The sequence below is a fragment of the Halorussus vallis genome, from assembly GCF_024138165.1.
In the GTDB taxonomy this organism is placed as follows: domain Archaea; phylum Halobacteriota; class Halobacteria; order Halobacteriales; family Haladaptataceae; genus Halorussus; species Halorussus vallis.
The window spans coordinates 320532-334366 of sequence record NZ_CP100000.1 but is presented as its reverse complement, the minus strand read 5'-3'; the positions used below and the strand labels follow the sequence as shown (position 1 = coordinate 334366).

Here is a 13835-nt window from a genome sequence, read left to right as displayed (position 1 = left end):
CCGGGAGACAGTCGCCTGACCGCACGAAAAAACGGTACAGGGTTTCACACCCGTCGACCGCAGTCGCCGTCCGCGCTCACGCTTCGACTCGCGTCGCCCGCTCAACGAGGTCCCGCGCGACTCGGCGAATCGCGCGGGCCGACTCCGGGTCGTAGGCGTCGATTCCGCGCTCCTCGAACGCCGGGCGCTCGACGCTCCGAATCACGCCATCTCTGGCCTGCTCGCCGCCTTCCTCGCTTTCCTCCTCGTCGTCTCGCCATCCGAGGTCGGCTTCTTCGTCCAGCACTGTGGTCAGGAACCACCGGACGTCGATGCCGTGTGACTCGGCCTGCCGGCGCCACGCCTCGGCCTCCTCGGCCCCTTCGGCGCTCACGAGGAGTATCATCTCGTCGGCGGGTTCGAGCACGATGTCCAGTTCCTCGGTGAGTTTGCCGGGGGTGTCCGCGACGACCAGCTGTTCGTCGCAACCCTCGAAGGTGGCTCGCTTGGTCCGGGCGGTCTGGTCGCTCCACTCTATCTCCTCGTGTTTGCGCTCTGGACGCTCGCGCTCGTTGAGGAGGTACGCGAGCGAGTTGTCGGTCACGTCGAGCGTCTCCCAGGTAAAGGAGAGGTCGACGGTGCTGTCGCGCCGGCGTTCGCGGATCTCCTCGACGAGGGCTGCGGTGAACGTGCTCTTCCCGGAGTTCGGCGGTCCACCGACGGCGACCTTCATGGCACGGGGTTCGCGCTCCGGGCAGATAAACCGTCTCGCCGCCGGCCGAAACGAAGCGGGCGATTTTCGGGAATCTCGGATATGGCATTGGCCGGAGATGTATCTTGAGAGTCACTTTCGAGTGCCCCGGGCGCGCCACATAAACCATTTAGAGCTATACAGAATTCGAGGGTGGGATTCTAAAATCGCGGCGATTCCGGCGCCGGTAGTTCGCCGGAGAAAGTGACGCGAAATCGCCAGGCAGTGTCCGTTTGCGCTCGGTTCTCGCCGCGGAGCGTCGTGAAAATTCGGAAGGACCTTTCGGCGGAACTGACCGGCGACCCGGTCGGTGCGAGGGAGTCGCCGGCCGGCCGCAGGTGGTTGGAACGCGAACGCCCGATGGAAACGCGAGCGGAAGCGTTCGACACCGACGGGGAGACGACTCAACGGGACTCCCGCTTGCCCGACGGCGTATCGAGTTCCTCGGAGAAGGCTTCGAGTTCTTCGATGGTTTCCCGCAGTTGCCGTCGGGCTTCCGCTTCGCCCCTGAACTCCGCGAGCGAACGAAGTCGGTTCTCGATCGCTTTGGTGGCGGCGTCGATTTCGTCGTACCAGTCGTAGCCGCTCTGTTTCATCAGGTAGTGGAAGAGCACCCAGAAGTTGACCGGGAGCGGGTTATCGTCGGTCGCTTCCCCGACTGCGGGGAGCGGGTCTTCGAACTCCCGGAGCATTTCCAGCGTGAAGCGCGGCGCCAGGGTACGGAGTCTGTAGTTTCGACGCCCTCCGACCTCGCCGAAGTTCTGCCGGAGTTTGTCGAGACTGTCCTCGTACTCGGGACGGAACGTCCTGGTGGACCAACCGGCGAGTTCCCCCTCCGCTTTTTGGGCTTCCCAGCGGTCGCGTTCCCGTTCGATGACGGCGCCCGGCGTCCCGTTGATGACGAAGATTATCTTTCCCTCTTCGAGTCCGTCGATTCCGTGGCGGTGAACCCGGCCGTGTCGCCAGAACCATCCCGATTCGAAGGCGTCCATCTCCTCGAAGCGGTCCCAGGCGGGAACCATGTACCGCCGGAGAAATCGCCGCTCGGCTTCCATCTCCTCGAACTCGAACGTCACCTGCGTACTGGACATGCGGAATCACTACGAGCAAATAGTTGAAATATTTTCTTCAGGTTGATAGTTATCGCTCCGGGTCGGTCGATACGGAGACGGCATCGCCGACCCGACGAGGCACGATTCTTCTTTCGAACGGACGGGGGACTCGGAGTGGCAACTATCGATTCTCGTACTCCACCCCCATGACGTCCTCGAAACGTCGGGACGTATCGACGGGTTCGGTGAACGCCAGCGCGTAGCCGTCCGGGTCGGTGATCTCGACCTCCCGCGTGTTGTAAGAGGTTTCGGTCGGACCGCTCACGTCGGCATCGGCGTCGCGCGCCCGCTCGGCGATTTCGGCGACGGTTTCGCCCTCGGCGGTGAAACTGACGGTGACGCCGCTCGCTCGTCGTTCACGCTCTCCTTCGGTTTCGCTCGGAACGAGGAGCACGTCCGCGTACTTTCGATAGCGGAGGTGCGCCAGCGTCGGCATCTGGAAGACGTTCGCGAAACCGAGAACGTCCTCGTACCACTCGGCGGACCGAGCGACGTCCGAGACTTCGAGTCCGGCGAACATCGGCATCGGGTAGATTTCGGGGTCGGAATCGGATGTCATCGCGACTCTTCCTCCTCCGTTTCGGCGTCGCGTTCGACGATCGCGGCCGCCTCTCCGCCCGTTTCGATTACTGCGTACTGTACCTCGACCGGCGTCGGCCCGCGTTCGGGGCCGACGGGTCGTCCGGGAGTCGTCCGGCCCGCGGAGACCGGAAACTCGATGGCTGTTGGCATGTGTTCGTGTTGACCGTGTGTCGGTTGTACTTCCCGCGAGGAAGCGTCTCGATTCGGATGGCTGGCGCTCGAACCACACTGCGTGGACGTGCACAGTGCAGCGAGAGCGAAAAAGGACGAAGACCAGCTATTCGCTCATCGTGAGTTAATCGACCGAATTGGGATTTGTACTTTGCGGTCGTCAGAAGGCGGAAGGGCGTCGGTACGTGGTAATGACACGCACTCGGACGGACCGAGGCGCTTTTGCCGACACCCTTCCAACTTCCGACCGTGCTATCGGCCGAGTTACACGCCCACTCGTCGCTTTCGTACGACGGCCGCGACGACGTAGACCTCCTCCTCGAGCAAGCCGCGGCCATCGGCCTCGACGCGCTGGCGATAACCGACCACGACGAGATCGACGCCAGCCTCGACGCGGTCGAGAAGGCCGGCGAGTACGGGCTGGTCGGCATCCCCGGCATGGAGATTAGCTCCGCGGCGGGCCACGTTCTGGGACTGGGCATCCGCGAGCGGGTCCCCGCCGGCCTGTCGTTCGGCGAGACGCTCGACCGCATCCGCGAAGCGGGCGGCGTCGCGGTCGTTCCCCACCCGTTCCAGACCTCCCGGAGCGGCGTGATGGCCAACATCGGTCGGTCGGAACTCGCGGAAGCCGACGCAATCGAGGTGTACAACTCCCGGCTGCTGACCGGCCGGGGCAACCGGAAGGCCGAACAGTTCGCCGCGGGCCACGGCCTCCCGCGGACCGCCGGGAGCGACGCCCACATCAGCGAGATGGTCGGCCAGGCGGTCACCCAGATAGACGCCGACGAGCGGAGCATCGCGGGCATCCTCGACGCCATCGAGGCGGGGCGGACCAGCGTCGAGGGCAAGCGGACCCCCTGGCGCATCAGTTTCCGGCAGGCCGCGGGCGGGGCGAAGCGCCGCGTGAAGAACCGGGTCCTCGACGCGCTCGAATGACGAACGACTCCTCGGAGGCGGCGGAGATGCACGGGACGTCGCCCGAGCGCGCCGCGCGCGCGGCGCGCTCGGGCGACCCGTTTCCCGGTACCCGGGGGTTCGCCGGGCGACTCCCCGACGGTCACCTCGTCCGCGACGTGCTAGGTCGCTACCCGGTGTTCGTCGACGGCGAGGCGTGGAGTTTCGACCCCGCCGACCTGTCGAACCCGATTTCGCTACCCGCGGGTCACGCGCTGTCGACGAGGGAGTCAGCGCCTGTGGAGTCCTCGCCCGCGCCTACGGGCGAGGACTCCGCGAGCGACGACTCCGGGACCGTCGCGGGCCGGGCCGAACGCGTTTTCTCGCTACCCGCCGCCGCCGCGCCGACGTTCGCCGACGCTCGTGAGGCGGTTTCGGAACTCGGGGAGGCGCTCGGCGACAGCCTCGACGTTCCCGGCGACGGACTCGCGGTCGCCTTCTCGGGCGGCGTGGACTCGGCGGTCGTCGCCGCCGCCGTCGACGCGCCGCTGTACGTCGTCGGGTTCCCCGACAGCCACGACGTCGCCGCGGCGCGGTCGGCCGCGCGACTGATGGGTCGCGAGTCGGACCTGCGCGTCGTCGAACTCTCGGTCGCGGACGTCGAACGGGCGGTACCGGCCGTCGCGCGCGCGACCGGCCGGACGAACGCGATGGACGTCCAGATCGCCCTGCCGCTCTACCTTGCGGCCGAGCGGGCGGCGGCCGACGGCTTCGACCGTCTCGCCGTCGGCCAGGGCGCCGACGAACTGTTCGGCGGCTACGCTAAGGTCGCTCGCGCGCCCGAAGACCCCCGCGTCGAGGCCGAGACGGTCCGCGGCGCGGCCCGCGAGGTGATTCGGACGCTCCCCGACCAACTGGAGCGAGACGTGCTGGCGCTCCGCGGCGCGGGCGTCGAACCGGTCGCGCCCCTGCTTGACGACCGGGTCGTCCGGACAGCGCTGTCGCTGTCCGGCGAACTGCTGGTCGATTCGCGGGGCGAGCGCAAGAAGGCGTTCCGTCTGGCCGCCCGCGAGTTCGTCCCCGACCGAGTGGCGTTCCGCGAGAAGAAGGCGGTCCAGTACGGGAGCCTCGTCGCACGCGAACTCGACCGCCTCGCTCGGCAAGCGGGGTTCAAGCGCAAGGTCGACGACCACGTCTCGAAGTACGTCGCCTCGCGGGTCGACTCCGACGCCTAACGGTTCTCCGCGGCGAGTCGGCGCAGTTCCTCGGCGACCCCCTCCTCGGCCGAGAAGGTCAGGCGCTGGCGCTCGTTGTCGATGACGATGGTGACCGTGGCGCCGCCGCCGAACGAGTCTCCGACCGCACTCCCCGCCACGATGAGCATCAGCGAGAGTACGACGAGGCCGACCCCGTTCAGCGGGTCGGCGGTGGCGACGACCAGTCCGGCCAGCAGGCCGAGACCGCCGAACGCGACGAAGGCGTGGTACGCGTCCAGGCCGCCGCTGACCCCGTCGGTTTCGACCGCCCGGACGTGGTCGTAGCCGATGGAGGTGGTCGACTCGCCGTTCGAGAAGACGATGCGGCGGTCCGTGGCGGCGAACGCCGTGGGCGTCTGGGGGTCGTCGTCCCAGTCGCCCGCCCAGTGCACCGTCGAGGAGGTCCACGAGAGCAACTGCTCCTCGCCCGCGGTGAGCGCGCCACCGAGCGTTCCGCCGCTCATGATAGGTGAGTATTCGTTTCTCGGCGTAATTAATGTTTTTCGGTTTTAAGATAGCGAGAATAATTGAAGTACCCGAAGGACGATAGTCGCTAGCGCGCCGGTTCCGCCCGAAATCGGCGCGCCGCCGCCGGCGACTGCAAGCGCAACCGGAGCGACCCCCTTCCGTAGTTCGATTGAGCCCGACGTGAGAGCCGACAATCGCTAATTCGAGTCGTCTTCCACTACCCGGATGGCTTCGGTTCCGATTTCGACGACATCCGAATCGAAGTCCCCCTCTCGGAGATCGGTAGGTGTGTACCAGTCCCAGACGTCGGCACTTTCCTCCCCGTCAGCAGGGTCGATCTTGCAATTTTCGACCGTTGCGTAGTAGATGTGGTCTATATGTTGATGCGCGACCTCGCCACCGAGAACGTCGATGTCGTAGAGCATCTGCCGACGCGGACGGGGAAGCGACCGGCCCGCGTCCATCTCGATACGTCCGTTATCGGTAACTATCGTCGGTGTGAGGCCCGTTTCTTCTCGGCACTCGCGGACGGCGGTTTCGTGGGGAAGTTCGTCTCGGTCGACGTGGCCGCCCGGCGGGATATGGATGTTCAAGCGTTTGTGATCGTGGAGGGCGGTTGCGCCGTCGTGGACGACGTACACCGTGGCGGTGAAGTGGCGCGTGGTTTCCATGCGCGAGGAATCCGGCCCACGCGGCTTTCGAGTTGCGGTTCATACCGGGCGTGTCGACGCGGCGGGCCGCGTCGACACGCCCGGCAGCGCCCGCTCGGCGCCGGACCGGTCAGCCGTCGAGTCTGTTCGAGAGCAACTCCCGCGTCCAGGTGGCGAACCCGTGGTCCTTGCCGCTGGTCCAGACCGCCGTCTCCCGCTCCAACCCGGGGAGGTCGCCCTCCTCGACGCCGGTCGCGACGATGGCGTGTTCGTCGACCATCACCAGTTGTCCCGGCCGCTTCTCGACGACGGGTTCCGTGCGGTCGAGGTCGGGCGCGACCCGCACCGTCGCGCCGGGGACGGCGTCTCGAACTCGGTCCCGGACGCCCTCGGTGGGCACCTCGACGGTGACGGCGACGCCGCGGTCGACCGCCGCGGCGAGTCGGTCGAGGACGGCGTCTTTCGGGGTGACGGTGTCGGCGAACAGGTAGTGGATCTCGCCTTCGGCGTCCTCGCAGACGGCCGTCAGACGGTCGAGGACGTGGTCCTGGCTCGCGACCGCCCACACGCCCTCGTCCTCCTCGGTTTCGACCGTCTCGACGTCCGCCATCGCGCTCCGGGCGGTTTCGATGCTCGACTCGTAGTCCTGCCGCAGCAGTCCGAGCGCCTCGTCGAACTCGACCGCCCGGTACTCCCGCGGGTCGGACTCCTGGATGTCGACGAGCCCCCTGTCGTGGAGCCGGTCGAGCGTGTCGTAGACGCGCGAGCGGGGGATGTCGGCGACCCTGCTCGTCTCCTTGGCGGTTCCTTTACTGATCCGGACCAGTCCGACGAAGCACCGGGCCTCGTACTCGGTCAGCCCTAGCCGTTCGAGCGCCTCCACGGCGTCGCGTTCCCCACCCATGAACACTCCCTTGGAACGCGACGAACTTGTATCGTGTGCCCGTCGCTACTCCAGTGCCGAGAGCGACCGGAGAAACCGGTCGACGGTCGGGGCGTCATCAGCGAGCGCGACGGTGTTCCGCTCCTCGAAGCGAACGAGCAGTCCGGCGTCGACCATCTTCGGGACGTGGTTGTGGTAGAGCGAGACGTACGCTCGGTCGACCGCCGACTCGGACGCATCGCCGGGTTCGACGCCCTCCTCGTCCGCCGCCACCACCCTCGCCAGGTCGGCTACCGCGACCGGGAGCGTCCGGTCGCGCAGGTGGCGAAGGACGTATCGACGTCGGCGGTTTCGGAGAACGTCGAACTGCGTGTCGAGCGAGCCTCGAGATTCGTCGGGTCCACCGACGGTGGACCGATAGCGAGTTTGGCTCATCGACGCACAGTAGTCCCGCCAAACGTTTAAGTAGAATTACACTTTGAACGACGTGACGGGCGGGTCACTACGCCCGTGACAACGGGGTCGCGGTCGCCGTCGGAATTCGACCGCTTCCAGACGCGGAAACGAGGCTGTTCGGAGCAGTTGTACGACCGCAGTTGGACGCGGCGCCCCACCGACCGCGGCGCGGGCGGCGCCCGACGAACGGCCGTGTCGGTTCGGCTACGGCGTCGGAACGCTCGTCGTCGGTCGAGGAAAGAGAATCAGGGAGCGACCGCGTCTTCCTTCGCGTCCAGTAGTTCGTGGTAGCGGTTGCGGATGGTGACCTCGCTGATGTCCGAGACTTCGCTGACCTCGCTCTGGGTCACCTTCTCGTTGCTGAGCAGGGCGGCGGCGTAGACGGCGGCCGCGGCGAGGCCGACCGGCGACTTGCCGCTGTGGATGCCCTGTTCGGTGGCGTTGTCGAGCAGTTCGCGGGCGCGGCGCTCTACCTCCTCGCTCACGCCGAGTTCCGAGACGAACCGCGGGACGTAGCTCTTGGGGTCGGCGGGTTGGATTTCCAGGCCGAGTTCGCGGACGACGTAGCGGTACGTCCGGGCGATCTCGTCCTTGTCGACCCGCGAGACGTTCGTAATCTCGTCGAGGCTCCGGGGAGTCCCCGCCTGTCGGGCGGCGGCGTAGAGCGCGCTGGTCGAGACGCCCTCGATGGAGCGTCCCGGCAGGAGGTCCTCGTCGAGCGCGCGCCGATAGATGACCGACGCGGTTTCCCGGACGTTGGTCGGCAGGCCGAGCGCGCTGGCCATCCGGTCGATTTCGCCGAGCGCCTGCTTGAGGTTACGCTCCTTGCTGTCGCGAGTCCGGAAGCGCTCGTTCCACTTGCGAAGGCGCTGCATCTTCTCGCGCTGGCGGGAGCCCAGCGAGTTGCCGTAGGCGTCCTTGTCCTGCCAGCCGATGTTGGTCGACAGCCCCTTGTCGTGCATCGTGTTCGTCGTCGGGGCACCCACCCGCGACTTCTCGTTCTTCTCCTTGGAGTCGAACGCGCGCCACTCCGGACCGGGGTCTATCTGGCCCTCGTCGACGACGAGACCGCACTCCGCACAGACGGTTTCGCCGCGCTCCTCGTCGTTGACGAGGTTCCCGCCGCATTCGGGACACCGGTGTTGCTCCTGTTCGCGCTCCCCCTCGTCGTTCGTTCGTTCGTCGGTCTGATTCCGAATTCGTGTTTCTGTCATGGTCGGGTCTGAGACGGGACGGTATCGGTGGTCATCGAGACGGGCATCGCCGAGTCGATACGGAGACGTAAAATCGTCAGCACACGGCGCGACAGTCGAGATTCGTAGAAGACGTTATACGCTAGCGCCCGAAGTAACTTAAATACTTTGGCGATTGGCTTCTATATCGATTCTGGATACGTGCCAACTTCGTCGTTCTCGCTCTTCAATTCGGCATCTCAGCTGTTTTGCAGATACTCCGCAATTTTCGCTCTTTATTGTGTCCTCCCGGAAGTCGGCGTATCGAAACCCTTACCGCTGGCCCGGAGAACCCTATACCCATGAGCGATACGTCTCCCGGCCCCGAGGAGGTCCGTCACGTCGCCGACCTCGCTCGCGTCGGTCTCGACGACGAGGAGGTCGAGCGGTTCACCGAGCAGTTCGCCGACATCCTCGGCTACTTCGAGACGCTGGAGGAGGTCCCGGAGGTAGAGCGCGAGGAGGACCTCGTGAACGTGATGCGCCCCGACGAGGAGCACGAGTGCCTGAGCCAGGAGGAAGCGCTGGCCAACGCGGCCGAAACCGAGGACGGCTACTTCAAGGGACCGAACGTCTCGTGACCATGAGCGCGAACATCTTCATCACCGACGAGACAATCGAGGGCGACGGCGACGGCCCGCTCGCGGGCCGCACCGTCGCCGTCAAGGACAACATCAGCACCGAGGGCGTCCGGACCACCTGCGGGTCGAAGATGCTCGAAGACTACGTGCCGCCCTACGACGCGACGGTCGTCCGGAAACTGAAGGACGCCGGCGCGACCATCGTCGGCAAGGCCAATATGGACGAGTTCGGGATGGGCTCGACCACCGAGACGTCGGCGTTCGGCGCGACGGAAAACCCGGCCGCGCCGGGTCGCGTCCCCGGCGGGTCCTCCGGCGGGAGCGCGGCGGCAGTCGCGGCGGGCGAGGCCGACCTCGCGCTCGGCTCCGACACCGGCGGCTCCATCCGCAACCCCGCGGCGTTCTGCGGCGTCGTCGGCATCAAGCCGACCTACGGCCTGGTCTCCCGGTACGGCCTGGTCGCCTACGCCAACAGCCTCGAACAGATCGGCCCGCTCGCGCCGACCGTCGAGGAGGCCGCGGAACTGCTCGACGTCATTAGCGGGCAGGACGACCGGGACGCCACTACCCGAGACGCCGGCGACGACTCGAATTACGCCGCCGCGGCAGACGGCGACGTCGAGGGCACGACCGTCGGCGTCCCGACCGAACTCGTCGAGGGAGCAGACGAGGGCGTCCGCGAGCGCTTCGAGGCGACGCTGGACGACCTCCGCGAACGGGGCGCGACCGTCGAGGAGGTTTCGCTCCCCTCGGTCGAACACGCCGTGGAGGCCTACTACGTCATCGCGATGTCCGAGGCCTCCTCGAACCTCGCGCGCTTCGACGGCGTGCGATACGGCCACTCCGGCGGCTTCGACGGTAACTGGAACGAGGTCTTCGGCGAGGCCCGCGAGGAGGCGTTCGGCGAGGAGGTCAAGCGACGCATCCTGCTGGGCACCTACGCCCTCTCGGCGGGCTACCACGACAAGTACTACAAACAGGCTCAGGACGCCCGCGCGTGGGTCCGGAAGGACTTCGACGAGTCGTTCGAGGACGTGGACGTGCTCGCCAGTCCGACGATGCCGGTGCCGCCGTTCGAGGTCGGCGAGAGCTTAGACGACCCGCTCCAGATGTACCTCGCCGACGCCAACACGGTGCCCGCGAACCTGGCGGACCTGCCCGCCATCTCGGTGCCGATGGGCGAGGTCGACGGCCTCCCGGTCGGCGTCCAGTTCATGGGGCCGGCGTTCGGCGAGGAAACCATCGTCCGAGTCGGCAGCGCGGTCGAGCAGTAGACGACGCTCTTTCTGCGGCCGCGAGCCGTTCGGCTCGCGTCGTGACCACTAACCCGGTCGGCGACGTACCCCGACGGACACGATGCTCCCGGTAGCCGACGACTTCGAGTACGAGTACCGCGGGTGCGACATCGTCTACGGTCGCGGATGCGTCGACCGACTCGGCGCGTACCTCGCCGACCGGGGCCTCGAACGCGCCCTGGTCGTCTGCGGGTCGAACGTCGGCGCGAACGACGACCTGATGGAACCGATACGGGACGGCCTCGGCGACCGCCTCGCCGGCGTCTTCGACGGGACGACCCCCGACAAGCGGGCCGAGTCGGCCTTCGAGGTGATCGACGCGATGCGCGACCGGGACGCCGACGCGCTCGTCGGCGTCGGCGGCGGAAGCAGCCTCGACATCGCCCGGCAGGCCAGCGCCTTCGCGGCCGACGGTCGCTCGCTTGCCGACCTCCGGACGGCGGCCCGCGACGGCGAGGTCGACTCGCTCGCCGCCGACCGCGACCCCGACGACCGGCCGCCGGTGGTCGTGATTCCGACGACCTTCGCCGGTGCCGACGTCTCCGCGGGCGGGTCCATCGAGGTGCTCCCGGCCGACGAATCGCCGACCGGCCACCCCGTGAGCGCCCGCGGGTCGGCGATGCCCGTCGCCGACTTCGCCGACCCGGAGCTGTTCGAAACCACGCCCACGAGCGCGCTCGCCGGGTCGGCGATGAACGGCTTCGACAAGGGCATCGAGACGCCCTACGCTCGCGACGCCGACCCGGTCAGCGACGCGACGGCGGTCCACGGACTGAGACTGCTGACCGATGCGCTCCCCCGGGTCGTGGGCGATGACGCGGGCGGTACCGAGGCGTCGGACCCCGAAGCGATGGACCGGGCGGTCGTCGGCTCCCTGCTCGTCCAACTCGACCGGAAGGTTTCGGTCGTTCACGCGTTCGGTCACGGCTTCGCCCGCCGGTACGACATTCAGCAGGGCGCGGTCCACGCCGCGGTCGTCCCGCACGTCCTCCGGTACCTGTTCTCGAAGGTGGACGCGAGCCGCGACCTGCTGGCGACCGGACTCGGAATCGACCCGGAGGGGCGCTCCGACGAGGTGGCCGAAGCGGTCGTCGAGCGCGTCGCGGAGTTCCGCGACGCGCTCGGCGCGCCGGCGCGTCTCCGGGACCTGCCCGAGACGCAAAGAGAAGACCTGCCGGCGATAGCCGAGTTCGTCGTCGACGACCCGCCGATGGCTCGCGCGCCGGAGGGATTGGACCCGACCGCGGAAGCCATCGAGGCAGTGCTTCGAGAAGCGTGGTAGTCGTCGAGAGTCGGCAGAAACAGTAGTTCGGGAGCGGGGTCGCGCAGCGACCGACGATGCGTACGCCGAGCCTACTCCTCCCGACGAACCACGAGCACCGGGCCGACCGTCTCGGCGGCGACTCGCTCCGACTCGTCGCCGAACACCAGCGACCGGAGCGACGGCGCTCGTTCGCCCATGACGACGACGTCGTGGGGCGCCGCGGCGTCGACGAGCGCCTCGAACGGGGCGGTGCCAGTCGCAAGTTCGGTTCGGACGTCGATACCCGCCTCGGCGAGGATTTCGGCGGCGGCGTCGAGAGATTCGCGGTTCTCGGTCGTCTCCGCGTCGGCGGTGTGCAACACCGTCACGCCGACGTCGCGGTCGCCGACGATATCGACCACGAACGACAGGATGCGCTCGGCGTTGACGTCGCCGGTTAGCGGCACGAGCAACCGCTCTACTGGACGGGTCGTCCCGGTGATGGCGTACGCTCGTGCGTCGACCTCGTCGGCGACACGGTCGACGGTCTGGTTCCGGTCGTGGGTGAACACGAGTCGGTGGTCGGCGCTGCCGCCGGCCTGCCGAAACTCCTCTGTGAGTGCTTCGAGCGCCTCGGTGGCGCGCTCCTCGTACTGGAGGCGCGCTTGGTCGGCCGGCGTCTGTTCGGGGAGGACGTGGTAGCCCAGCACCGTCACGTCCACCGTCGAGAGCAGGTCAACCAGACCGGTCGAAACCGACTCTCCTTCGAGCACCGCCACCGGAACGAGCACGCGCGTCATCACAACGCCCCCTTCAGCGTCACGTCCCGAGCGTAATAGAAGTACCACCCGGCGCTCGCCAGCATGATGGCGATTCCGACGACCTGGGAGAGCAACTGCATGAATCCGATGAGCGCGAAGCTCGCGAGCGCGCCGACAGCGGGGACGACGGGGTAGCCCGGCACCCGGAAGTCGGGGTCGTACCACTCCGGTTCGTCCCGCCGGAGCGCGAGCAGCGCGACGCACATCAGCCCGTACATGACGAGGTGGAGGAACGACGCGACCTCCGCGAGGATCTCGACCCGGCCCGTCGCGACCAGCACGAGGACGGGACCCCCGGCCATCCCCAGCGCGACGTGCGGCGTGCCGTATCTGAGGTTGATGCGACTCGCCCACCGCGGGAGCAGCGCGTCCTTCGAGACGGCGTAGATGGCACGCGAGGTGCTGAGCACCGACGCGTTAGCGCTGGACATCGTGGCGAGCAGTCCACCGAAGACGATGGCGAGCGCGCCGACCGGACCGAGGAACTCCCTGCCGACCTCGACCATCGCGGTTTCGCCGAGCGCCGAGAGTCGCTCGCTGCCGAACGCGCTCGTCGCGACGAAGATGGTCGCGACGTACATGACGCCGACGACGAGCACCGACCCGACCATCGCCAGCGGGAGGTTCCGTCCGGGACGTTTCATCTCGCCGGCCACGGTCGCCACCTGCGCGAAGCCGAGGTAGGACGTGAACACGAGCGCCGCGGTCGTCAGGACGGGCGCTGCGCCGAACGGCGCGAACTGCTCGGGCGCGCTCGGCCGACCGACGACGCCGAGCGCGTCGAACGACCCGTAGAGCAGGAAGACCGTGAGAATCGACAGCAGCAGCGCGACGACGCCGTTCTGGAGCTTCGCTGCGTTCTCGGTGCCGGTGACGTTCAGCGCGGTGAATCCTGCACCGAACAGCAGTGCGAGCGGAACGACCAAGTCCTCGCCGACCGCCACGCCGAGTTCGGCGAGCGTGTCGACAGCGTAGTAGCCGAAGCCGACGAGGTAGAAGGCGGTCGCGAACACCAGCCCGAACCAGAGCGAGAGGCCGACTACGGCACCGGCTAGCGTCCCGAGCCCCCGGGAGATGAAGTAGTAGCCGCCGCCGCTCTTGGGCATGGCCGTGGCGAGTTCCGAGGCGGGAAGCGCGACCAGCAGCGCGACGACCGCCCCGATGGCGAACGACGCCGCCGCGGCGGGACCGGCGCGGCCGGCCGCCAGCCCCGGGAACACGAAGATGCCCGCGCCGATCATCGTCCCGATTCCGATGGCGAGGCCGCCGGAGAGTCCCAGCGTGCGCTCCAGTTCGGCGTCCTCGGTGATCGTCGCCTCGTCCGTCTCGACCGCGGGTTCGGCCTCTGGGGCCTGTCCTTCGATGTTGGTTCCCCCCGGCGGTGGCGGCGTCTCGCTCACCATGGACGGAGTAGATTCTCGCGAGAAGCATATCTCTGCTGTCCGAACCCCGGTGCGCCGG

At 67.6% G+C, this 13835-nt stretch carries 16 protein-coding genes; 5 read left to right on the top strand and 11 right to left on the bottom strand.

The features are described 5' to 3' along the window. Nucleotides 1-76: 76 nt before the first annotated feature. The 4 genes from NGM07_RS01850 to NGM07_RS01835 form a co-directional block, all read right to left on the bottom strand. Nucleotides 77-712: a GTPase gene (locus tag NGM07_RS01850; RefSeq protein ID WP_253515976.1), complete on the bottom strand. Its 636-nt coding sequence runs from the start codon at nucleotides 710-712 to the stop codon at nucleotides 77-79. A gap of 422 nt (nucleotides 713-1134) precedes the next feature. Beyond that, nucleotides 1135-1821, bottom strand: a complete 687-nt coding sequence (locus NGM07_RS01845) for a hypothetical protein (RefSeq protein ID WP_253515972.1) — start codon at nucleotides 1819-1821, stop codon at nucleotides 1135-1137. A 142-nt stretch (nucleotides 1822-1963) separates the two neighbouring features. Continuing rightward, complete coding sequence (locus NGM07_RS01840; RefSeq protein ID WP_253515969.1) at nucleotides 1964-2401, bottom strand: VOC family protein; 438 nt, start codon at nucleotides 2399-2401, stop codon at nucleotides 1964-1966. Continuing rightward, entirely contained in the window at nucleotides 2398-2574 is a 177-nt protein-coding gene (locus NGM07_RS01835) for a hypothetical protein (RefSeq protein ID WP_253515961.1), read from the bottom strand. The genes NGM07_RS01840 and NGM07_RS01835 overlap by 4 nt, the downstream gene beginning before the upstream one ends. A 270-nt stretch (nucleotides 2575-2844) precedes the next feature. Here NGM07_RS01835 and NGM07_RS01830 point away from each other — a divergent pair, with 270 nt between their 5' ends. Both NGM07_RS01830 and NGM07_RS01825 read left to right on the top strand, forming a co-directional pair. Next, nucleotides 2845-3531, top strand: coding sequence for a PHP domain-containing protein (locus tag NGM07_RS01830; protein WP_253515958.1), 687 nt, complete (start codon nucleotides 2845-2847; stop codon nucleotides 3529-3531). A 26-nt stretch (nucleotides 3532-3557) separates the two neighbouring features. Then, the gene (locus NGM07_RS01825; RefSeq protein ID WP_253520131.1) at nucleotides 3558-4724 is read left to right on the top strand and encodes an asparagine synthase C-terminal domain-containing protein; all 1167 of its coding nucleotides are present in this window, start codon (nucleotides 3558-3560) and stop codon (nucleotides 4722-4724) included. On the opposite strand, the gene NGM07_RS01820 is transcribed toward NGM07_RS01825, so the two are convergent. The 5 genes from NGM07_RS01820 to NGM07_RS01800 form a co-directional block, all read right to left on the bottom strand. Then, a complete protein-coding gene (locus tag NGM07_RS01820) occupies nucleotides 4721-5209 on the bottom strand; it encodes a hypothetical protein (RefSeq protein ID WP_253515956.1) in 489 nt (162 codons plus the stop codon). The genes NGM07_RS01825 and NGM07_RS01820 overlap by 4 nt on opposite strands. Nucleotides 5210-5410: 201 nt before the next feature. Then, nucleotides 5411-5884, bottom strand: coding sequence for an NUDIX hydrolase (locus NGM07_RS01815; protein WP_253515953.1), 474 nt, complete (start codon nucleotides 5882-5884; stop codon nucleotides 5411-5413). A 109-nt stretch (nucleotides 5885-5993) separates the two neighbouring features. Next, on the bottom strand, nucleotides 5994-6767 hold the full coding sequence (locus NGM07_RS01810; protein ID WP_253515950.1) for a TrmB family transcriptional regulator: 774 nt from the start codon (nucleotides 6765-6767) through the stop codon (nucleotides 5994-5996). Between the two features lie 45 nt (nucleotides 6768-6812). After that, complete coding sequence (locus tag NGM07_RS01805; RefSeq protein ID WP_253515947.1) at nucleotides 6813-7181, bottom strand: DUF7344 domain-containing protein; 369 nt, start codon at nucleotides 7179-7181, stop codon at nucleotides 6813-6815. 266 nt (nucleotides 7182-7447) lie between these two features. Continuing rightward, nucleotides 7448-8416, bottom strand: coding sequence for a transcription initiation factor IIB (locus NGM07_RS01800; protein WP_253515944.1), 969 nt, complete (start codon nucleotides 8414-8416; stop codon nucleotides 7448-7450). 320 nt (nucleotides 8417-8736) lie between these two features. Between NGM07_RS01800 and gatC the strand changes: the two genes are divergently transcribed. The 3 genes from gatC (at nucleotide 8737) to NGM07_RS01785 (ending at nucleotide 11592) form a co-directional block, all read left to right on the top strand. Further along, entirely contained in the window at nucleotides 8737-9015 is a 279-nt protein-coding gene (gene gatC, locus NGM07_RS01795) for an Asp-tRNA(Asn)/Glu-tRNA(Gln) amidotransferase subunit GatC (protein ID WP_253515943.1), read from the top strand. A 2-nt stretch (nucleotides 9016-9017) separates the two neighbouring features. Next, entirely contained in the window at nucleotides 9018-10289 is a 1272-nt protein-coding gene (gene gatA / locus NGM07_RS01790; RefSeq protein WP_253515941.1) for an Asp-tRNA(Asn)/Glu-tRNA(Gln) amidotransferase subunit GatA, read from the top strand. Nucleotides 10290-10371: 82 nt separating this feature from the next. Further along, nucleotides 10372-11592, top strand: a complete 1221-nt coding sequence (locus NGM07_RS01785) for an iron-containing alcohol dehydrogenase family protein (protein WP_253515939.1) — start codon at nucleotides 10372-10374, stop codon at nucleotides 11590-11592. Nucleotides 11593-11663: 71 nt separating this feature from the next. Here the strand turns inward: NGM07_RS01785 and NGM07_RS01780 are convergent, their stop codons facing one another. Both NGM07_RS01780 and NGM07_RS01775 read right to left on the bottom strand, forming a co-directional pair. Next, nucleotides 11664-12353: a universal stress protein gene (locus NGM07_RS01780; RefSeq protein ID WP_253515937.1), complete on the bottom strand. Its 690-nt coding sequence runs from the start codon at nucleotides 12351-12353 to the stop codon at nucleotides 11664-11666. Continuing rightward, nucleotides 12353-13777, bottom strand: a complete 1425-nt coding sequence (locus NGM07_RS01775) for an APC family permease (RefSeq protein ID WP_253515936.1) — start codon at nucleotides 13775-13777, stop codon at nucleotides 12353-12355. Before NGM07_RS01775 ends, NGM07_RS01780 begins: the two co-directional genes overlap by 1 nt. Nucleotides 13778-13835 lie beyond the last annotated feature (58 nt).